At 61.8% G+C, this 20,996-nt stretch carries 19 protein-coding genes and 1 tRNA gene; 10 read left to right on the forward strand and 10 right to left on the reverse strand.

All coding sequences use genetic code 11. The features are described 5' to 3' along the window. The first annotated feature begins 131 nt into the window (after window positions 1-131). The 3 genes from pstC to pstB are packed head-to-tail and all read left to right on the forward strand — an operon-like array spanning window position 132 to window position 3,120. A complete protein-coding gene (gene pstC / locus DCC24_RS11075) occupies window positions 132-1,133 on the forward strand; it encodes a phosphate ABC transporter permease subunit PstC (RefSeq protein ID WP_369860306.1) in 1,002 nt (333 codons plus the stop codon). Beyond that, window positions 1,133-2,296 (forward strand): phosphate ABC transporter permease PstA, encoded by a 1,164-nt coding sequence (pstA, locus tag DCC24_RS11080; protein WP_110099973.1) that lies wholly within the window; start codon window positions 1,133-1,135, stop codon window positions 2,294-2,296. The genes pstC and pstA overlap by 1 nt, the downstream gene beginning before the upstream one ends. Before the next feature lie 44 nt (window positions 2,297-2,340). Further along, on the forward strand, window positions 2,341-3,120 hold the full coding sequence (pstB, locus tag DCC24_RS11085; protein WP_110099974.1) for a phosphate ABC transporter ATP-binding protein PstB: 780 nt from the start codon (window positions 2,341-2,343) through the stop codon (window positions 3,118-3,120). A gap of 28 nt (window positions 3,121-3,148) precedes the next feature. On the opposite strand, the gene DCC24_RS11090 is transcribed toward pstB, so the two are convergent. The 4 genes from DCC24_RS11090 to DCC24_RS11105 all read right to left on the reverse strand — a co-directional run bounded on the left by DCC24_RS11090 (window position 3,149) and on the right by DCC24_RS11105 (window position 6,412). Continuing rightward, window positions 3,149-3,865, reverse strand: a complete 717-nt coding sequence (locus tag DCC24_RS11090; RefSeq protein WP_233242770.1) for a TVP38/TMEM64 family protein — start codon at window positions 3,863-3,865, stop codon at window positions 3,149-3,151. 198 nt (window positions 3,866-4,063) lie between these two features. Then, window positions 4,064-5,086, reverse strand: coding sequence for an inorganic phosphate transporter (locus DCC24_RS11095; protein WP_158524671.1), 1,023 nt, complete (start codon window positions 5,084-5,086; stop codon window positions 4,064-4,066). Window positions 5,087-5,090: 4 nt separating this feature from the next. Then, the gene (locus tag DCC24_RS11100; protein ID WP_110099976.1) at window positions 5,091-5,717 is read right to left on the reverse strand and encodes a hypothetical protein; all 627 of its coding nucleotides are present in this window, start codon (window positions 5,715-5,717) and stop codon (window positions 5,091-5,093) included. 56 nt (window positions 5,718-5,773) lie between these two features. Further along, entirely contained in the window at window positions 5,774-6,412 is a 639-nt protein-coding gene (locus DCC24_RS11105; RefSeq protein WP_208392210.1) for a hypothetical protein, read from the reverse strand. A gap of 140 nt (window positions 6,413-6,552) precedes the next feature. On the opposite strand from DCC24_RS11105, the gene DCC24_RS11110 reads away from it, so the two are divergent. Then, a tRNA-Lys gene (locus DCC24_RS11110) sits at window positions 6,553-6,628 on the forward strand. Between the two features lie 126 nt (window positions 6,629-6,754). On the opposite strand, the gene DCC24_RS11115 is transcribed toward DCC24_RS11110, so the two are convergent. Continuing rightward, complete coding sequence (locus DCC24_RS11115; protein WP_110099978.1) at window positions 6,755-7,090, reverse strand: CHY zinc finger protein; 336 nt, start codon at window positions 7,088-7,090, stop codon at window positions 6,755-6,757. A 62-nt stretch (window positions 7,091-7,152) separates the two neighbouring features. Here DCC24_RS11115 and DCC24_RS11120 point away from each other — a divergent pair, with 62 nt between their 5' ends. Then, window positions 7,153-8,160: a siderophore-interacting protein gene (locus DCC24_RS11120; RefSeq protein WP_110099979.1), complete on the forward strand. Its 1,008-nt coding sequence runs from the start codon at window positions 7,153-7,155 to the stop codon at window positions 8,158-8,160. A 5-nt stretch (window positions 8,161-8,165) separates the two neighbouring features. Here the strand turns inward: DCC24_RS11120 and DCC24_RS11125 are convergent, their stop codons facing one another. Together DCC24_RS11125 and DCC24_RS11130 are read right to left on the reverse strand one after the other, a co-directional pair. Next, entirely contained in the window at window positions 8,166-8,534 is a 369-nt protein-coding gene (locus DCC24_RS11125) for a branched-chain amino acid transporter permease (protein WP_233492075.1), read from the reverse strand. Next, a complete protein-coding gene (locus DCC24_RS11130; protein ID WP_110099980.1) occupies window positions 8,512-9,246 on the reverse strand; it encodes an AzlC family ABC transporter permease in 735 nt (244 codons plus the stop codon). The genes DCC24_RS11125 and DCC24_RS11130 overlap by 23 nt, the downstream gene beginning before the upstream one ends. A gap of 165 nt (window positions 9,247-9,411) precedes the next feature. Here DCC24_RS11130 and DCC24_RS11135 point away from each other — a divergent pair, with 165 nt between their 5' ends. The 5 genes from DCC24_RS11135 to DCC24_RS11155 all read left to right on the forward strand — a co-directional run bounded on the left by DCC24_RS11135 (window position 9,412) and on the right by DCC24_RS11155 (window position 16,418). Continuing rightward, complete coding sequence (locus tag DCC24_RS11135; RefSeq protein WP_110099981.1) at window positions 9,412-10,341, forward strand: DMT family transporter; 930 nt, start codon at window positions 9,412-9,414, stop codon at window positions 10,339-10,341. Between the two features lie 45 nt (window positions 10,342-10,386). Next, the gene (locus tag DCC24_RS11140) at window positions 10,387-12,279 is read left to right on the forward strand and encodes a hypothetical protein (protein WP_110099982.1); all 1,893 of its coding nucleotides are present in this window, start codon (window positions 10,387-10,389) and stop codon (window positions 12,277-12,279) included. Then, entirely contained in the window at window positions 12,272-14,008 is a 1,737-nt protein-coding gene (locus DCC24_RS11145; RefSeq protein WP_110099983.1) for an HAD-IC family P-type ATPase, read from the forward strand. The genes DCC24_RS11140 and DCC24_RS11145 overlap by 8 nt, the downstream gene beginning before the upstream one ends. Before the next feature lie 167 nt (window positions 14,009-14,175). Beyond that, window positions 14,176-15,489, forward strand: a complete 1,314-nt coding sequence (locus tag DCC24_RS11150) for an endonuclease/exonuclease/phosphatase family protein (RefSeq protein WP_110099984.1) — start codon at window positions 14,176-14,178, stop codon at window positions 15,487-15,489. 35 nt (window positions 15,490-15,524) lie between these two features. Continuing rightward, the gene (locus DCC24_RS11155) at window positions 15,525-16,418 is read left to right on the forward strand and encodes a hypothetical protein (protein ID WP_110099985.1); all 894 of its coding nucleotides are present in this window, start codon (window positions 15,525-15,527) and stop codon (window positions 16,416-16,418) included. Here the strand turns inward: DCC24_RS11155 and DCC24_RS11160 are convergent. The 3 genes from DCC24_RS11160 to pta are packed head-to-tail and all read right to left on the reverse strand — an operon-like array spanning window position 16,332 to window position 20,860. Next, window positions 16,332-17,582, reverse strand: coding sequence for a DUF445 domain-containing protein (locus DCC24_RS11160; protein ID WP_233492076.1), 1,251 nt, complete (start codon window positions 17,580-17,582; stop codon window positions 16,332-16,334). The genes DCC24_RS11155 and DCC24_RS11160 overlap by 87 nt on opposite strands. Continuing rightward, a complete protein-coding gene (locus tag DCC24_RS11165; protein WP_110099986.1) occupies window positions 17,582-18,763 on the reverse strand; it encodes an acetate/propionate family kinase in 1,182 nt (393 codons plus the stop codon). Before DCC24_RS11165 ends, DCC24_RS11160 begins: the two co-directional genes overlap by 1 nt. 33 nt (window positions 18,764-18,796) lie before the next feature. Continuing rightward, window positions 18,797-20,860: a phosphate acetyltransferase gene (gene pta, locus DCC24_RS11170; RefSeq protein ID WP_110099987.1), complete on the reverse strand. Its 2,064-nt coding sequence runs from the start codon at window positions 20,858-20,860 to the stop codon at window positions 18,797-18,799. Between the last annotated feature and the right edge of the window lie 136 nt (window positions 20,861-20,996).

Below are 20,996 nucleotides of genomic sequence, written 5' to 3' on the forward strand. Positions count from 1 at the left end.
CGATGTGTGCCTGGGAAACCAGGGCGCATTGGTACGACAACCGCCGACGACTGCATCATTGTGTGCACCGGAAGCTTGTGATTCTCGTCTCCGCCACCACATATCACTAACCACCACAATTCAGGAGAGGTATCGTGTCCACCACTGCACCTGAGAAAAACCAGGATGGACCGGGCCCAGAGAAGCAGAATGAACCACGAGCCACGAATTCGGGCTCAGTCGCCGGGGATAAGGTCTTCTTTGGGCTTGCTATTGCCGCCGGTATCATCATTCTTCTCGTTCTGGCCTTCGTGGCAACCTTCCTGGTCATTGAAGCCCTGCCGGCTCTGTGGCCTGAAGTTTTCTCTGACCAAGACTCCATTCAAAGCGCTGATAACTTCTGGGAATATGTCTGGCCGTTGATGGCCGGTACCCTGATGGCATCGGCTCTCGCTCTGCTCATCGCCACCCCGATCGGCGTTGGCGTTGCGCTCTACATCTCCCACTACGCACCGCGTCGTATCGCTACCACCGTCGGTTACGTCATCGACCTGCTGGCCGCTATTCCCTCGGTTGTCTACGGTGCCTGGGGCATGACCTTCTTGGCACCGTTGCTGGTTCCCATTTACCAGTGGCTCGACGAGTATCTAGGATTCATCCCGCTGTTCGCCGGTGATGACAATGTGACAACCACCGGTCGTACACTGGCGACCTCCGGTGTTGTGTTGGCGGTGATGATTCTTCCCATCATCTGCTCGCTGTGTCGTGAAATTTTCGTGCAAACCCCGACCTTGCACGAAGAAGCCGCACTGGCTCTCGGTGCGACCCGCTGGGAAATGATCAAGATGACCGTGTTTCCCTTCGCCCGTGCCGGTATCGTCTCCTCGGTCATGCTGGCGCTGGGTCGTGCCCTTGGTGAAACCATGGCCGTGACCATGGTGCTGTCCGCTGGTGGGTTCTCGTGGTCGATGGTCACCTCGGGCAAGAACGCCACCATCCCCTCGGAGATTGCGCTGAACTTCCCCGAGGCCTTCGGAATGCGCCAGAACGAGCTGATCGCCGCCGGTTTGATGCTGTTCATCATCACCCTGATCGTGAACATGACAGCCCGCTGGATCGTCAACCGTCACAAGGAATTCTCGGGAGCTAACTAATGAGTACTACACAATCCCCTGATACCCGAAAGAGAAAGTCCTCGAAAAACGCACTGACGAAGGGTCAGAAGCCGTCGTGGACCTGGCTGGTTGTTGCGGCGGCCGCCCTGGTTGTGGGTGCGGCACTGTCTGCGTTGCTCTTCGAGAACTTTAGCGTAGTCGCGTGGATCATTTTCGCAGCGATCGTGTACGTGATCGCCATGTATTTCACCACCTACTCGTTGGAGAATCGCCGAAAGGCAACCGACGGGTTGTGGACCAACTTGGTGTGGTTGGCCTTCCTCATTGCGCTGGTGCCGCTCATCTCCGTGATCGTTACAGTACTGGGCAACGGTCTGCCAACACTGATCAACAATCCGGAAATCCTGACCAATGACATGAAGGGTGTTGCCGGGGCCGACGATATTGCAGCCGTCGAAGAGGGTGCCTCGATCGCCGGTGGTATTCTCCACGGTCTGGTCGGTACCTTGATGATCACGCTGGCCTCGACGATCATTTCGGTGCCGATCGGTTTGCTGGCTTCGATCTACCTGGTGGAGTACTCCAACGACAACTGGTTCGCATCGTTGATCCGGTTCTTCGTAGACGTGATGACCGGTATCCCCTCGATCGTTGCTGGTCTATTCGCTTTCGCTGGTATGACGCTGTTTATTCAGACCTTTATCTCCCAGTCTCCCTCAGCGTTGCAACAGGCCAAGACCGGTTTCACCGCGGCCATCGCGCTATCGGTGCTGATGATCCCGGTTGTGGTCCGTTCGACCGAAGAGATGCTACGTGTGGTTCCCAACGAGCTACGCGAAGCCTCCTACGCGCTGGGTGTGCGTAAATGGCGCACCATTGTCAAGGTGGTGATCCCCACCGCGATCTCGGGTATTGCTTCGGGTGTCACGCTGGCAATTGCTCGCGTGACCGGTGAGACCGCACCGATCCTGGTGACCGCAGGCCTCGCGACAAATGTCAACTGGAACCTGTTCGATGGCTGGATGACCGCACTGCCGGTCTACATCTACCGCCAGCTGATGAACCCGACGGCTCCGTCCCACTCCGACCCCTCGCACGCTCGTGCGTGGGCCGGCGCGCTGGTGCTGATCGTGATCGTGATGCTGTTGAACCTCATTGCCCGCATTGTTGCCAAGGCCTTCGCCCCGAAGACCAGCAAGTAATACTGACCTTTAGACTCGTAAGTCTTCAAGAGAGGACCACAAACATGGCAAAGCGTCTAGACGCTATCGATGTGAACGTCTACTACGGCGACTTCTTGGCCGTGGAGGGCGTGAACATCAACATTGAACCCCGCTCGGTAACTGCGTTCATCGGCCCTTCCGGTTGCGGTAAGACCACCTTCCTGCGCACCATCAACCGGATGCACGAGGTGCTGCCCGGCGCTCGCGTTGAGGGTGAGATCCTGCTCGATGGCGACAACATCTACGGCAACGGTGTTGACCCGGTGACCGTTCGTACCATGGTTGGTATGGTGTTCCAGCGCCCGAACCCGTTCCCGACCATGTCGATTCGGGAGAATGTGCTGGCCGGTTACAAGCTCAACGGTTCGCGACTGTCCAAGTCCCGCTCCGATGAAATCGTGGAGCGCTCGTTGACCGGTGCGAACCTGTGGAACGAAGTCAAGGACCGTCTTGACCGCCCCGGTTCCGGTCTGTCCGGTGGTCAGCAGCAGCGTCTGTGCATCGCCCGTACCATTGCGGTCGAGCCCGACGTGATCCTGATGGACGAGCCCTGTTCAGCTCTGGATCCGATCTCCACCCTGGCTGTGGAGGATCTGATCAACGAGCTGAAGAGCGACTTCACCGTGGTGATCGTGACCCACAACATGCAGCAGGCTGCTCGTGTGGCTGATAAGACCGCGTTCTTCAACATCCAGGGCACCGGCAAGCCCGGTAAGCTTATCGAATACGATGAGACGAACGTGATCTTCAACAACCCGTCCAATAAGCAGACGGAAGACTACGTCTCTGGTCGCTTCGGCTAGAACGCACTGTGGTTAGTGAGCATCGGCGTCAGGAGGTTTCCTCCTGGCGCCGATGTGCATCCCGCTCCTTTTTCCAGCGACGCAACGCCACAATGGTCAGCACGATGACCACGATCCACGCCACGACCACCAAAGCGCCGTGGAGGAAATCCGGGGTGGCAATAAAGCCCCCGATGGCTGCCAAAGAAACTTGGCCGGGAATCAGCGCGAGCCCGGAGGCCGTGACAAACACGCGCTGACTAATGCCGAAGACCCCGGCTCCATAGTTCACCGGCCAATAGGGGAAGCCGGGCATCAGGCGTAACGTAAACACCGCTTCAAAACCGGCACCATCGAGATGACGTTGAATCGATTCCGCCCGGGACCCCAGCAGTTTCAGCACGGTGGAGCGTCCTAAACCGCGGGCAATCCAGTAGGCGCCCCAACATCCGAGCATCGCGCCAATGATGGACAGGATACTGCCGAGAATTCCGCCGAAGAGTAGCCCTCCGGCCACCGCCATAATGGTGACCGGGATCGGGGTCAGTGCCACGAGGGCGTAGGCGCCGATAAAGATCACGATGGCCGCCCAGCCAAAGGAGGAGATCTGGGCTTGGAGTTCTTCCAGGTCTGGGAGCCGAACGTTGAAGGCCAGCCAGGTCATCACCAGGATGACAACGACCAGGGCGCCGTTTTGGAGCCAGCTTTCCCAGGGCGGACGGTCCGATTGACCGCTGGATTGCTGTGAGGTGTCGTCAGATGCCACAGAGAGTACTCTACGGAATTTCTGGATAGTGCGAGTGGATTCACCCAGAAGAGTTGGAGGATGCCGGGTCGGGAACGCCTCACGGCGCGTGGCCGCTCGAAGCGGCAAAATGTTTGGAGCCCGGGGGTTACCGCGACCCGACATCTAGTTAACATTCTGCCCCTTCGGCCCAAGGGTTGTCCAATACTGCTGTGGTTCTTAGTCCCACAGTGGGGAGAAACCTGCGGTGACCAGTAAGGCGGTGGCGCCACAGAGCACGACCGTCAGGACGTAGTAGATCCCGATGCGACCGGCTTGAGGCCAACGGACCGAATGGTGGCGTTGGTTGTGGCCGGCACCGACAACGGCACCGGCGGTGGTGAGTGAGGATGACAGTGGTAGTTGCAGGCCGAAGGCACCACCGATCAGCAGTGCCGCGGAGGTTAGTGAGGCGATCGAGGAACGCAACGGGTCAATGGTGACCAGACGCTCGGTGAGCGTATGGGCGATACGCCAACCTCCCAGGAAGGTGCCAGCGACCATGCAGACCGCGGTGGCAACGGGAATCCACCACGTGGTGCCCACCTGTAGCCCAGCCAGGGGGAGAGCCACCACTGTGATGGCGTAGATCCGGGCTCCGTATTGGATCCCGTGACCCAGTGCGTTGGCCGCGCCGGTGACCGCCAGAGTCATCCGTGCGCGGGGATTGACGGTGGACGGATTCACGTCGCGGGCCAACCATAAGGCCGGAAACGTCAGTACCCAGGCCAAGAGGCCACCGGCCAGCGGTGAAGCAACCAGTGAGACTAGTAACGCCCAGGTGGTCGGTCCCATGGCTAACCAGGGGATGTCATGGTTGCCGGTGAGCACCATGGCGAGTCCGGCGCCGAGGAGTCCGGCGGTGAGTGCGTGGGATGAGGAGGATGGGACGCCACGAGACCAGGTCAAAATGCCCCACGCTAAAGCGGTCGCCAGTGCAGCGGCAATGCCGAGCAACCCCAGCGGGCCTTCGGGGAAGTGGACACAGAATTCTTCCACCGCGAAGTCGATCAGTAAGGCCCCGAGAATCACGCCGACGACACGCATCGCTGCGGTGAGTAGTAGCGCACGGAAGGGGGTTAGGGCCCCGGAGCGTACCGGCAGGGCAATGGCATTGGAATTGTCGTGGCCGGAGAGCATGACCAGGAAACTCGCACCCAGTAGGGACACGAGGATGAGAAAGAAAACGGTATCGGGACTCAAGGGTTTAGGACTCCCGAACCAAAACTTGGCCGAGTGCGACGATGACCTGACGCACTGCTTCGAAGGCATCGCCCAGTCCCAGGGCTACTTCGCGTTGACGGTAGTAATGCCGCGCCAGCAATTCGGAGGCATCTTGGAGTCGCCAGCTCAGTAGCACTCGTTCGGCACGGTGGCCGAGGCGCTCCAGTTGAATCCAGGTGACCTCGAGCTGATCAAAATCCGTCAGTTGTGCCATGGCTGCTTTGAGCAAGTCGGATTGGCGGTCCAAGATTTCGAGGACATCCATGGCGGCGGTCGGCAGACGGTAGGACCGCGACTGATGAATGATCGATCCAACCAGGCAGGTGCGTTCGATGGCTCTGTTGAGGCCGTTAGAGATCAGGTACAGGTCTTGGCGGGGCAACGGTGTGACGAACGCGGAGCGCAAGCTGGTCAACAGGGCCATATGAAGGGAGGTGGCCCGTGAGTCGAGGGCTCCGAGCTGGGTATCGAGCTCTTCGGCGGCGTCGTGGCTGGCCCCGAAGAGCTGAGCTAATACATCCACCGACTGTTCAAAGGCGTCGGCCATGGACTCGAGATGGTCCAGTGCCGCGGATTGAGGAGAGAGCAGTCGAGTGAGAGAAGGCTTCATGTCGGCTGAGGATACCCTGTGAAGGTAAACAAGCTTATTGTGAGGCGGTCATGACGCTACGAGCGGTCATCATCGTCGAAGGCGCCGGCTCGATACAGTGAGGCCGAGGCGTCGAGTTGTTCGGCGGTGGTGAGCATTCTGCGTGAGCGTTGCACCATGGCTCGGGCCTGGGCCGGGTGACCGGCGTCCAGATGCTCGGCGTGGTGTGCCATGCCCAAACTAATAATGCGCGCGTAGGCGGCCGCACGGTTGAGAGCGACGGCAAAGTCGCCGGAATACACCCCGGTCAAAATCTGGGAGGTCAGCGTCGACAGATCCTGGGCGGTGGGTGGTTCCACGGCACCGGCAATCACCCGGGAGACCTGGGCCTGATAGCCCGCGCGGTACCAGGCGGCCCATTGTTCCCCGTGTTGCTGGGTGCCTTGCTGCAGAGCATAGAGTCGCCACAGTGTGCCACCCAGGGTATGAGCCGGAGCATCCGACCAGAGCTGGGCCAGGGTATCCATGCCCACCTCATCGACGAGATCCACCAGGTTCTCCACTGACTGGTCGTCGTCGGCGTCCGTGTCTTGCCCGCCGGTCACCAGCGCGTGGGCGAGGGACTCGGCGGCTTCAGCCACCTGTTCGGCATCCGGGCCAGCGTGAATCCGGTCAAATATCTCTGGCGAATACAACACGGGTTTATGGAATGACACCGTAGCGATCCATCCTTTCGATCAGATTGACGAAACTATCGGAGGGCAGTCAGGGGCCTTGCCGAGAGTGCAACGCCGAAACCAGTTTAAAACTCCCAGACACTTTGCGTTAGACTATTCTTCGGTCTTATCCAAGACCCGGGCCTTTAGCTCAGTTGGTAGAGCATCGGACTTTTAATCCGCAGGTCGAGGGTTCGATCCCCTCAGGGCCCACCAACCTCGGCACCGAATGCCACAACAAGAGGGGTGGCTCCCCGGAACCGCATGTCCTCAGCAAACTCAGGCACCGTGACCGGCATGCTTGGGAGTGAAGTGGCCCGCCAGTGACGAATGATGGGTACCCTAAAACCCGTCAAAATACACCGCATAGTGGGAGGCGCACCCCGGGTTGAACAGCGACCCACAGTCCGGACACCGGCTGGCTTCGGTATATTGCGCGACGGTCATCAGCTTCGCGCAGACACCGCACAGTACGGCAGGTTCGTCGAAACGGTTGCGCGGCCACGGTTGCCGGGCGTGATCAACGGTGTCGTCGTGGCACTGGAAGCACGGCCAGAAGGCCTCGTCGCAGCACCCGAAGCGTAGTGCGATGATGTCGAGGTCGGTGTGATAGTGCACGCACCGGGTTTGTTCGTCGACCATCGGACCGCGGACGTGCTCACGGGGATCACAGGTCATGTTCTGACCCTAGGGGCGAGACTCTTGCAGGGTCAACGTGCCAGCGGGTAAATCTTGTGAGCATGACCAACTCGCCCCAGTCTGTGACGGTGTTCTTTCCGGTGGTCGTCTCCGGTGTCGCTCGACTCAGTCCGTCGTTTGTGCGCGTTAGTTTCAGCGCTGATACGGATCCGAGGGCACTGGCCGGGGGGTATCGGCTAGCCGAGTATGGCGACCCCGGTTTTGACCAGCGGATCAAGATTTTCTTCCCGCAAGAAGGGGTGGCAGATCCCCGGGAGTCCTTGGCAACGATTCCCACCGGCGAGGGGTGGTTTGCCGCCTGGCGCCACCTTGATCCGGACCATCGTACGACGATGCGCACCTACACCACCCGTGCGGTCCACCGCGATGCCACCACGGGTGAGGTCGTGGTGGATGTGGACATGGTCTATCACGATCCGCTCGGGCCAGCCGCCCGCTGGGTCCGTGACGTGGCGGTGGGGGACCCGGTGGTATTGCTGGGGCCGAATACCGATCACCCGGGGCCATTGACCGGCATGGATTTTGTGCCGCCGGCCCAAACCGACCGGTATCTGATCGCCGGGTATGAGACCGCGGTTCCGGCCATTGCTCGCATTCTGGAGGACCTGCCGTCTTACGCGCGCGGTACTGTCGTGGTGCAGGTCCCGCATCCCGAGGATGCGGGTTGTGTAACCTGTCACCCCGGATTTCAGGTGCACCTCGTCACTGTGGCGGAAGAGCAACCGGCTGGGTCTTCGCTGTCTGATAAGACGGTGGCGGTAGCTCGCGAGCTGGTAGAGCAGATCGGGGACCGGACGGCGGTGGAACTGACCACTTCAGACCTCGTTGACGACGCGGACGAGCTCACTGGTGATGAGCCGGTGGTATGGGTGGTACCGCGTACCGCCAGGGGTGGGGCGGCGCTGAAATATACCCCACTCTACGTCTGGTTGGCCGGTGAAGCCGGCACCATCACCACGATCAGACGTCAGCTGGTCACTGAGCTGGGCATTGACCGACGTTCGGTGGCCTTTATGGGCTATTGGCGTCGCGGACGAGCGGAGAGTTGAGCCTGCTAGACAAAGTTGACCAACAGCACGTAGCTGATGGTCCCGCACGCGATCGAGATCAGGGTCTTACGCCCAAAAAGCAGGTGGGAGGCCACCGTTACCCCAGCTGCGATGGTGGGTTTCCACCAGCGCGCCGGGTCATCGGTGATGGTTCCGGTGAAGATGGACAAGGCCAGAATCAGCAGGATTCCGGCCGGCATCCACAGGGCCATGATCGCCACCAGCTGGGAATTGCGCAGTGGCCTCAGCAATGCGAAAGGCAGCGCTCGCAGGGTGAACGTGATCGCCAAGATCACCACGAGGAGCCCGATGAGGTATCCGGCCGGTGGCATCGCCTCGCCGGTAAGGAGGTTACTGGCTAACAAAGCGGTCACCTCGTCGGGTTTTTTCCACTAGGTAGCGGATGATCAGTAGCACCATGAACGTGATCAGAGCCGTGAATAGCATCTGGTCGGGGGTGATCAGCATCGCGACGGCGAAGGAGGTCCCGGCCAGTAACAGTGAGGGCACCTGGGCGGTTGAGCGCACCGCATCCAAGGTGAGCGTGATGAACAGCGCACACAGCGCGAAGTCGAGTCCGGCAATCTGGCCGGGAATCAGAGCACCCAACAGGGCTCCGGTGAGCCCACCGACAACCCAATAGACCTGCAGGCATACTTCCAGAGCGATCAGTCGTGGCCCGGTCCATCCGGTGGGATGGGCGACGGTGATGGCGTAGGCCTCATCGGTCATCGCATACATGGCATAGATCTTGGCCACCGGATTTTTCACCACGTGCAGTGGGAAGGAAAAGGCGTAGAACACGTGCCGAAAGTTGACGAACAGGGTGGTCAGCCCCACGGTGAGCAGTGCGGTGGTGTTGACCAGCATCTCGATCATGAGAAATTCCAGCGACCCGGCGTATCCGGTCAGCGACAGCGCGGGGGCGACCCAGGCAGCCAGACCGGATTGGGTCACGAGTAACCCGAAGGCCATGCCCAGCGGAAACAGGCCGAAGCCAACCGCCACCGAGAGTCGGGCACCCTGGATGATCTCGGCCCCGGTGCTCGGGTTCGAGTCAGTGGATTCGTGGCCGGTGGTGCTCATTCCAATATCGTGTCACATTGACCACATCCGATACCACCGTTCCCGGGTAGGCAAGGGGACATAATAGGTCATCTAGCGGGGTGGTTTCGCGCTCGTGCGAGGGCTTCGATAGATTCGAGACGCACCTATGACGCCGCAGGCTCACACCGAAGGAGGAAATCGACCGTGCCCGTCTCCCCACGCAATGACGCTGTTCGTCCCTCGGGGATCCTCATGGTGTTGGGGTCGTGCTCCTCCCTGCAGTTCGGTGCCACCGTGGCGATGCAACTGTTCCCTGCGATCGGCTCCTGGGGCACGACCACCGTCCGCTTGGCGCTGGCCTGTGTCATTCTGTTGCTGGTCTTGCGCCCTCGGTTCTGGGGGTGGACGAAGACGCAGTGGACCTCGGTGATCTGGTTTGGGCTCGCCCTAGGCGGGATGAACGGCTTCTTTTACTCCGCGATCGATAAAATCCCGCTGGGTGTGGCCGTGGCCTTGGAATTCACCGGCCCCCTGGTGCTGTCAGCCATCATGTCGCGGGCCCGCCGCGACTTGATCTTTGTTGGTGCCGCAGCCTTGGGCATGGTGCTGCTCGGGGTGGAGTCCAGTTTTGGTGCGGCAAGCTTCGACCCGCTCGGGGTAGCCTTCGCGTTGATCGCCGGTGGATTCTGGGCGTTTTACATTATTTTCTCGGCCCGCACCGGCCAACTGGTGCCCGGTGGCGGAGGCTTGGCCGTGGCGATGGGGATCGGTGCGCTGGTGGTGTTGATTCCGGGTGCGCCCGGAGTCGCCGAAACCGCGGTTCGCCCGGAGCTGTGGCTGTTGGTGCTCGGTACGGCACTGTTGTCCTCGGTGGTGCCCTATTCGCTGGAATTGGCCGCCCTGCGGCGGATTCCGACGCCGGTGTTCTCGATCTTGCTGAGCCTGGAGCCGGTGGTGGCTGCGGTGATCGGTTGGTTCATGCTGGACCAAACCTTCGGCTGGTTGCGCGCGGCTGCCTTTGGTCTGGTGATTGTGGCTAGTGCAGGCATTACGCGCAGTCAGGCCCGGCCCCGCCCGGAGTCCTTCGATGAGGAGAAACCGGTATCGCGCCATCGCGGTGGTGAAACAGCCTAGACTAGTGCTGGAGTATGCCGTGACTGTGCCCATCGAAAGAGCGCTATGACTGCCACTTTGCCACCTGCCCGCTACCATCGCGGCGCTTTGTGGGCTCTGGTGGCCGTGATGACGCTGTGCACCATGGTGCTTTCCGCTTGCGGGGTGAGTGTTGAATCCCAGCTGGAGTATCGTCAGGACGGGAGCGGTCAGCGCATCCTCCAGGTCGAGATTCCGGACGAGGTGTTTGACGAGACCGACCCAAATCAACGACAGGTCATCGAAGATAGTATTGAGACCCATCGCCCCGACCCGCTGATCTTTGACGGGATTGCCCACAACACTGGCACGAATGCGGTGGCAGAATTCCGCCTGGAATTCGCTTCCCTGGATGACTACCAAGGCCAGGTCAATCAGCTCCTGCACGCCTCTGACTACGCCGGTAGCACCGAGATCGAGGCCGAGATCTCTCACGGCACGCTCACCGACACCTGGGACATCAACGAGCCCTTTACGGTCGCGGATCTGCTTGGCTGGCTACCGGCTGGGCTGGAAGCCGATGGCGTGGTGACCGGCTCGCAACGCCAACAACTCGCCGACGGGTTGCAAAATGGGGCCACCAATGAGCTGGTGATCAACGGGGAGCAGTACGCTTCCGAGGATGACCAACGCCTGCAGGTCAGCGGGGAAGAGTCCTTCGGCTATGACCGGGTCGAGGTGGATCTGACGGTGACCGAATCCGGACCCATCGTCGGTGAGATCCGGCTACACGGTGGCTCCGGGGGAGAAACCGGCGACCAGCGACGCGCTGAGTTCCTCGACCAAGCGCCCGAGCGGCTCGCCATGGACGGGGTCTCTGATGTGCATCTCGAACACGGCCACGACCAGCTACGTTTCACCGCCGCGGACTTGTCGACCGCCGGTGAGTTGGTGGCAGAGTTCGTGGGTAACGCCGAACTGGGTCTGCAGGTCAGCGACGAGGCTGTGGGTGAAAACCAGTCTGAATTCACGGTGACCGGTCAGAACATACACTGCGGCAGCACCTGTCAGGACTCCGAGAACGCACTGACGCTGTCGTTGCGCCTGCCGGCCGACTACCGACTGCAGTCCGAGAGCTCCACCTCGGCCAGCAGCACCGAGCTGTCGGGAGACTTTACCCAGGTCTATCTGCGGGAACGCATCGTGGAATCCCTCCACGTGGAGACCTCACTGGGCATGACCGGGTCGGTGGACCAACGCTACGAGCTCACCTTGGTCGAGGACCCCAGCGACTCCGGGGTCCAACACCTGAAAGAGGCCCTGGAAGCCGTGGCGCTGGACGAAGAACACCGAGACGGCCAGACCCTGCTGAGCTTTAGCCTCGCCGGATCCGACGCCGCACAGCTGTCGGAACGGCTCGAAGAGATTGCCCCGGGTGCCCACCTGTCCCGCCAGAACGACGCCGGGCTGATATGGCCCAACTACACGCTGCGCGCAGACCTCCGCCCAGTACTGGGCAGCATTCCGGCCGGGGTTGAGCAACCAGTGACCCACACTGTGAAGCTCCCGTGGATGCACCGTAGCGTGACCGTTGATGACCAGGGATCCGAACAGGGGGCCGAGATCGAGCTGACCGGTGACCAGGCGCTGACCTTCACCGCCGGGCTGACCGGCCCCACAGTCCTGGGGGCGACGTTGCTGGTGGTGATTGCGATCCTGGTGCTGGTGGTGGCGATTCTGCCACTGATCATCACCACCATCCGGTCACGTCGCGCCCGCCGAGCGGCCGAAACCCGCCCCATGGTGGATCCTGGTCCACCGCTGATGGCAACAGCGAATACGACCGGGCCGACCAATGCAGGCATCACCACACCGTTGGTGCAACGGCCCTATCCGGACGAACAATATCCCGACACTTCACTACCCGACCCCGCGCGGCTCGAGCAGTTCGACGATGAGAAGGGCGACGATCGTGGCTAAGTCTCCGCAGTTGGTGCCGGAAGCACTCGAAACTCCCGGCGAGCTCACCTCCCGCCGGCCACTGAAGGACCCCGCAGTGATCATCGCGATCATCACCGTCGCACTCGCGGTGCTGGCCGGCGTGAGCCAGCTGATGGCCGAAGTCACCGCAGCGTCCGGGTGGAACGTGGCCAGCATCGTGGCCTCGGTGGCCGGCATCCTGCTGGCCGCGACCCGTTTTGCGGTCTCAGCTGCCGCCCATGGTGTGGTGGGGCGACTTACCGACGATGTGCTGGCAGCCCTGGCGGTCATCCTCTGCGCTGCCGCCGGTGAGTCGGTGGGTGCGGTCTGGCTGACTGCCGGCTATTTGGTGGTCCGGACCTTTCTCTTACGTCGGTGGGACCACGTGCTGGTGCACTTCCAACGCCTTGCGGACCTTGAATCCCCGGGTCCGGATCACACGGTGGTCACTCGGGCACAGCTCAAACGTTCCCGCGTGGTGCGACGAGTCGACCGATGGGCCGAACGCGCCCGTCGGGTGGCCGTGATGCTGGCGGTCGTCATCGTGCTGTGGGGATTCTGGATTGAACACCCCACCTTCTGGGCTCCGGTGGCCAGCGTCGTGCTCATCGTGCTCGCCCCGGCGACGATCACCGCTGCCAGCTGGCTTCCCGCCCTGACCTTCATGGCCCGGGCCGCCGAAGCCGAGGTCCTGGTCCGCTACCAGGCGGCCGTGACCTCGCTGGCCACCATCCGTAACCTGGGGTTGGATAAAACCGGTGCGCTGACCTCACTGGAACCCACCGTGGTGGAGGTTGTCGGCTCCGACCGGGCCGAGGCGGACCGAGTGCTGGCGCTGGCTGCCGCGGTGGAACAACACTCCGTGCACCCCCGCGGTGCCAGCATTGTGACCCACTTCCGTCAGACCAGCTCTGCTCTACCCAGCACCAACGCCCAGCCCGAGCTCTGGCCGGCTACAGAGGTGGTCGAGCACCCCGGCCGCAGTATTGCCGGCACCGTAACCACCCCGGAGGGCTCCTCAGTCTTCGTCCAGATCTCCTCACCACGCTGGGTGCGCGCCGGCGCGCTCGGGGCCGACATCGACCGACTGCAACACGCCAATTACACCGTCGCGGTGGTCTCGGCCGACCAACGCCCGATCGGGGTGATCGCCCTGACCGACACATTACGAGAGCACGTACCGGAAACTGTGGCCGAACTGCACGAGCTGGGCTGTCAGCTCACGGTGCTCACCGCCGATAACCAACGGGCGGCCCAACAACTGGCCAGTGCTGCCGGAATCACCGACGTTCGTGCCCAGCAACGCCCCGAAGAAAAAGCCGTCACGATTGCGGCCTTGCGCGAACACGCCCGCACCGGAATGATCGCAGCGTCGGTGACCGATGCGCCGGCCCTGCGGGCAGCCGAAGTAGGACTCGATGTCGCCACCGACCCGATTCGCCCTGATCCCCACGCCCCGGTGTCTGAGGGCATTGATATTCACCTGGGGCCCAGCAACCTGCGATTGGTCCCCACCCTGATCCGCATGGCGCGCGCCATCCATCAACGGACCCTGCGGAATCTCACTGCGACGATCGTGGGTGCGGCGCTGTGTCTACTGGGGGCCGTGAGCGGGTTGGTGCCACTTCCGGTGATCACGGTGGTCTATGTGGCATATTCCGTCTGGGTCTCGCGTCGTAGCTTAAAGATCACAAATTGGTCACAATATTCCGGAACCACAAGACGCTAAAGAAGTGTTGTGAATGACAATACGTGTATCGGAGGTCTGTGCATCGGCATGAGCATGCCTGAAGTATCTCGTACTGCCACATGAGCTGAAAAGTCACAGATTTAACGACAGGTCACAACTTCATCACTGCCCCTTGCACGCTCCTGGTGGGTCCGTAGACTGAAACGGTGCCTACCCATCACGCCACCAAATTCGGCCGAGTCATCAGCGCTACTGTCGTAGCGGCTGGGTTGACTCTGTCTGTTGGCCTGCCCGCGTCCGCGTCCTATCAGACGCTCGAGGCCGAAGATCTAGGTACCGGATATGTTCCGGCCCAGGATTCCTCCGATGTGCGGGTGGCAACCTTTGACGTCAATCTGGTGGGCTCCTCCTCGGGTGAGCTCACCGAACGGCTGTCCACGCCCGGGGATCGGGATGCCGCCCAGGTGGCTCAGATTATTCAGCGAGTCCGCCCCGAAGTCATAGTCGTGACCGGTTTCGACACCGATGCCGATCAGACCAATGCGGAGGCCTTTAGTACCAATTATCTCGCGGTGGGCTCCGGCGAGTACGACGGCATCGACTACCCCTATAGCTACGCCGGGCCGGTGAACTCCGGCGTGGACTCGGGCGCAGATTTGGATCAGGACGGCACTATTGGTGGCCCCGGCGACGCGTTGGGCCATGGTGAGTACCCCGGCCAGGGCGGGATGGTCATCTACTCCCAGTACCCGATCGACACCGACAATATTCGCACGTTTAATAACTTGTCCTGGACTGAGGTTCCCGACTCGAAAATTGCTCAGACCGGTTACAGCGAGAACGAAAAAGATCTCGTGCCCTTAACATCGGTGGGCGCCTGGGATGTACCGATCAGTGTGCACGGGCGTCCGCTACACGTGCTAGCCTCTGCTAGCGCCGAGGCCAGTCGCTCCGAGACGCATGCCTACCGTCAGGACGATCAGGTCGGCTTCTGGGCTGATTACGTCGGTGACGAACAGCCCGATGAGCAAGCTGATGACGCCAACGCCGGTGCTGGTGCAGACGATCAGGACTACATCACCGACGATGAGGGAACCTCCGGTGGGCTCGATGACGGCGCGCGCTTCGTGGTGGCCGGTCAGCTGACCCCCGGAACTGAAGAGGCTCGAGCCCAAGATTCTGAGACGATGTCCCAGCTGCTGGATGTCGACCGTGTGACAGACCCGGAACCCACCTCCGCTCAGGGTTCCCACCAGGCCACCGAGGCGGCCGCTACGCACACGTGGTTGAACCCTGAACCGGCTCCGGGTGAGCCCCGATCGGCTCGCACCGATTACATTCTGCCTTCGGAAGAACTCCCCGTGACAAATTCCGGCGTCTACTGGCCGGCCTCCGGACAAGACGGGGCTGAACTGGTCGGTGGTACCGCCTCGTTGTCCGGTCTGCTCTCGAAACTGTCCCGTCAGCCGGTAGCCACCGATCATCGCCTCGTCTGGACGGATATCAACCCCCAGCCCTAGTTTTCACCGTTACCGACAGTCGGTAAGCTACAAGAATGATCAAGTCCCGCGTTGCGCGCACCGTCGGCACTACATTCCTCTCCGAGAAGGCTCTCACTTCCGCGGTCCATCGCGCCGTGGACCGTCAGGGCAATCCCACCCCGGGTTTTCAGCGCGCTGTGCTGGCAGCCCTGACCGTCCAACGTCCGGTGGTGCTAGCCAATCTGCGCCGATTGCGTCGCCGGTACCCCGGGGCCACCCCGGCCGAACTGGCCGATAAAATCACCGTGTTGTACCTGCGGTCACTGACCACTACCGGAGCAGCTGCCGGGGGAGCCGGGGTGATCCCCGGTATCGGGACCCTGGCCACGTTGGGGGTCTCGGCTGCCGGTGCCTTAGGTTTCATCGAGCTCACCGGGCTATACGCCCAATCCATTGCCGAGCTCAACGGTGTGCCGACCGGCGATGATCAGCGCGGTCAAGCACTGGTGATGGCGATCATGCTCGGCAACGACGGCCGCCGCATTTTGGCCGCCTCCCTGCACCAGCAATCTCCGGAGATCGACGCCGGACTGAGCGGGATGGCCTCGGCCTCCTGGATCGTCACCAGCCTGTCAGGGCTCACCGAGGGACTCTTCAACCGGTTGCAGAAATCCTTCTTCTCCTGGACGGTGAAATCCCAGTCCTCACACCTGTTGGGGCGGCTGGTGCCCTTCGGCATTGGCGCCGTGATCGGCGGGCTGGGCAACCGCAAGCTGGCTATCCGCGTCGCCCGTCATGCCCAGCTACTCTTCGGGCCCATGCCGAGCTGGCATCAGCTGGAAGCCTGGGGACACCCGCTGGCGTTGCCGGCTGACAAGAAGCTAGCCAAAAAGCGCGGTGGCCAGGGTAAAGATGACCAATCCGGCCAGCGCGCCGATGATCGAGCCGTTAATGCGGATAAACTGTAGGTCCTTGCCCGCATAGAGCTCCATGGTGTCGGCGGCCTGTCGCCCATCCCAGCGGTGAATGGTCTCCTGAATGACATCCACCAGCTGGGGTCCATACCGCTCGGCCGCGGTCTGGGCGGCCTGTACCGCCCACTGATCCAGCGTGGTGGCCAGATGCTCATCGGTTTCCATCCGGTGCCCAAAATCGGCCACCGCTTGCACTAGTGCCCGATGCAGATCCGAGTCGGGATCGGCCAGCTGATCCAGGAGCGCCTGTTTGGCGGTCACCCAGGTGTGAGAAGCCAACTGTGCGACATTCGGGTCGGCAAACACTCCGGCCTTCAGGTTTTCGACCTTGGCTCGCACCTGGTCATCGTGTTGCATGTCCTGGGCGAGCTGTTCCAGCCAGCCGGTGACCTGCTGGCGAAGCTGGTGGTTCTGAGAGGCCACCACCTGGCGGAGATACCCCAGCAGTTCACGGTGAATGCGCTCACCCAGCAACCGGTCAACGACCCGGGGCACCCAGCCGGGGGAACGGTCCGCGACGGCATCAATAAAGAACTGCGGATTCTCTGCCACCCAGTCGGCGGCCCGAGAGGCCACCAGTTCCACGGCGGGCTGGTGGTGGTTTGCAGAGACGACTTCCTCGAGCACCGATCCCAAGGTCGGCGACCACTGAGGAGCAATCATGTGATCGCGCACCAGATCCGCGATCAGTTCTCGCACCTTGGTGCCATCGGTGGCCCGCAGCGTGCCCACCGCGATCTCAGCCAGCTGGGTGCCCACATCGCGGGCGTGATCGGGCTCGGCCAGCCAGGCGCCGACCTTGCGGGCCGGGCGCAGGTTGGCCAGCTTTTCGGTCATCACCTCGGATTCCAGAAAGTTCTGCTGAAAGAAAGTACCCAGCGAAACGGCCAGCTGGTCCTTTTTGCGCGGAATGATCGCGGTATGGGGGATCGGTAGCCCCATCGGACGCCGAAAGAGCGCGGTGACCGCAAACCAGTCGGCCAACGCGCCCACCATGCCTCCCTCAGCCGCAGCGCGCACATAGCTGAAGGCCGGGTGGCGTTCTTGCAGGATGAAGGCGATCACGAACACGATCGCTAACACGACCAGCACACTGGTGGCCACCAGTTTCATCCGGCGCAATCCGGCTCGTCGGTCGGCTTCGGTGACTCCAGCCACTAGAACCCGGGGCCCTGACCCCAGGCCTGTGCTGTATCGACGACCTGGTAGGTCTTTTGGGCGATCGCCATTTCCTCATTGGTGGGGATCACCGCGACCTTGATCGCCGAATCCTCGGCCGAGATCAGCCGCGGCTCGGAACCGGTGACCAGGTTCAGCTCGTGGTCGTAGGTGATGCCCAACACTTCCAGCCGGTCCAGCACGCGGGCGCGGAACGGGGCAGAGTTCTCGCCAATCCCGGCGGTGAAGGTGATCGCCTGGGCGCCGCCGACGGCCACGTGATAGCCACCGATGTACTTGGCCAACCGATAGCTGGCCACATCCAGGGCGGCTTGGGAGCCACGGTGACCGGCATCGGCGGCGTGGAGCACTTCGCGCATATCGGTGTGGCCGCTGATTCCGTACAGTCCGGATTCGTTATTGAGTACCCGGTCGACTTCCTGGGCGGTAAAGCCGTGGGAGGTCATCAGGTGAGTCACGATCGAGGGGTCGAGATCGCCGGAGCGGGTTCCCATCACCAGACCGGCCAGGGGCGTGTAGCCCATGGAGGTATCCACCGATCGGCCCCCGCGGATTGCGGTGGCCGAGGCACCATTGCCTAGGTGCAGAATAATGCCGTTGAAGTTGTGCCGGGGCACCCCGATCAGCTCGGCGGTCAGGCCGGTGACCAGATCGTGGCTGGTGCCGTGGAACCCGTAGCGACGAATACCGTAATCGGTGTACCAGGATTCCGGGACCGCATACCGCCAGGCCTCGGCTGGCATCGAGGTGTGGAAGGAGGTGTCGAAGACCACGACCTGCGGGATATCCGGCCACTTCTCCCGCATTGCGCGCAACCCGGCCGCCGAGGGCGGATTGTGCAGCGGAGCCAGCGGGGCGAGGGCGTCAATGGCGCGGATGACTTCGTTGGTCACCAGAGCCGGGGCCTGGAAACGCTCACCACCGTGGACCACACGGTGACCGGCGGCATCGATGGTGCGACCGTCGAGGACGTCCTCGAGCTGTCCCGAGACGATATCCAACGCCTGAGCATGATCGGAAATTTCGGAATCGGGCTGGCCGATCCGTTCAATAATGCCCTCGGCCAGCACCGGCTTCTCGGTATCCGCGCCGGACTCATCGAGTTCACGGACCTGGTATTTCAGGGAGGATGAGCCAGAGTTAATAACCAAAATCAGCATGGTGGGGTCTTCTCCTATCGGGCGCGGGATGAGTTAGTCGCGAGCCTGTGCTTGCACGGCGGTGATAGCGACGGTGTTGACAATGTCCTCCACGGTGGTGCCGCGGGAGAGGTCGTTGACCGGCTTATTCAGGCCTTGCAGTACCGGGCCGACCGCCACGGCACCGGAGGACTGTTGGACGGCCTTATAGGTGTTATTCCCGGTGTTCAGATCCGGGAAGATGAACACCGTGGCCTGACCGGCCACATCCGAATCCGGCATCTTGGAGGCCGCCACCGAGGCCGAGACCGCAGCATCGTACTGCAGCGGGCCGTCGACCTTCAGGTGGGGAGCATGGGCGTGGACCAGATCAGTGGCCTCACGGACTTTATCCACGGCCTCACCGGATCCGGAGGTGCCGGTGGAGTAGGACAGCATCGCCACCCGGGGCTGAACCGAGAATTGCTCGGAGGTGGTCGCCGAAGCGATGGCAATATCGGCCAGCTGTTCGGCGTTCGGAGTGGGATTGACCGCGCAGTCGCCGTAAACTAACGCCCGGTCGGGCAACAACATGAAGAATACCGAGGAGACGATTGAGACCTCGGGGCGGGTCTTGATGAATTCCAAGGCCGGACGGATGGTGTGGGCGGTGGTGTTGGCCGCACCGGAGACCATGCCGTCGACCTCGTCGAGGTGGACCATCATGGTGCCGAAATAGGCGCCATCGAGCATGACTTCTCGAGCCCGGTCCAGATCTACGCCCTTGTGGGCCCGCAGGCGCGCGTATTCTTCGGCATAGCGTTGCCGGTCCGGGGATTCGGTCGGGTCGATCAGCGTAATCTCATGCAGGTCCACGCCCTCGGTGGCGGCCAATTCCTGGATCTGGTCGACATCGCCGAGGATCACCAGATCACACACATTGCGACGGTGCAGGATCTCAGCGGCACGCAGAATGCGGGGATCGTGTCCTTCCGGCAACACGATGCGTTTGCGGTCGGCCACGGCCCGTGAGATCAGCTGGTGCAAGAACCGCACCGGGGTCATTGCCGAGGAGTTGGTCAATTCCAGTCGCTCCAGCAACTCGTCACCATCGACGCGTTCGTGCCACGCCCCCAGGGCGGCAGCGATTTTGCGCGGCTGGGCGCTGGAAAGCTCGGCGCGGACCCGGGAGACCGCGGTGGTGGTGCTGAATGTGTCGCCGAAGGAGGCAAAGATCGGGAAGGGCGCGTTGGCGTACATCTTCTGGATCTCAGCCCGTGGCAACATCGAGTTGGTCAGGATCATGCCCGAGGGGACCGGGAATTCGGGCACCAGCGCGGAGGCCATGGTCGCCAGAATGGCATCGGAGCGGTCCCCGGAGACGATCACCAAAGCCCCCTCGTTGAGAATGCTCAAAAAGTTGCCGCCTTCCATTGAGACGGCCTTGACCTCGGAAACATCGCGCTGGAACTGATCAGACCCGCTAATGTGCTCGAGGTTTAACGCCTGGGCGATCTCAGCGATCGAGGGCAACGTGAGTTCGGGAAGCTCCGGGACGAGGTAGACCTTGGCCTGGGACTTCCCCGGACGGAGCGAGGACTCGATGGCTTCCAGTTGGTCGGGGTTGGCGCGGTTGACGATCACCGCCATGGGCTCGGCGCCAGACTCGTTGATGGTGGTCCGGGTGAGCTCCACCGCACTGGAGACGCCCTCCGGGCTCAAGTCGGCGCCAGAGACCACGGCCAGCACCGGGATGTTGAGGTTCAGTGCCAGCCGGGAGTTCAGTTCGAGTTCGAGGGCGGAGTCCGCCTCCACGAAATCGGTGCCTTCGACCACGACCACGTCGGCGGAGATTTGCTCGAAAATATCGACGCACCGAGCGAAGATCTCGTCTTCTTCTCCGGTGGCGACCAGCTCACGGACTTCAGCCGAGCTCAAACCGGCCCGGGCTTGTTCTTCACTGAGATCAAAATTCTCGCGCATCAGGTGCACCATGGGGTCCCGCTGTGGGTCTGGGGAGATGGGGCGGAAGTAGCCTAGTGAGCCGGTGCGCTTATAGATGGAGTCGGCCACCCCGAGGCTGACCAGAGATTTTCCGGTGCCGGCGGTGGTGGTGGAAATGAACAAGCCTTGGGACATACGCATCCTCTCGACCGGTGAAACGGAGATTGGTGTGGGTCACTTCTAACTATATCGACAACACCGCCCACGCCTAAGGGGCTGGTACACAGTGCTCACGTGACGCTTCTAACGTTAGAGATGAGAAAACCTGGGG

The sequence above is a fragment of the Auritidibacter sp. NML100628 genome, assembly GCF_003185985.1.
GTDB lineage: Bacteria > Actinomycetota > Actinomycetes > Actinomycetales > Micrococcaceae > Auritidibacter > Auritidibacter ignavus.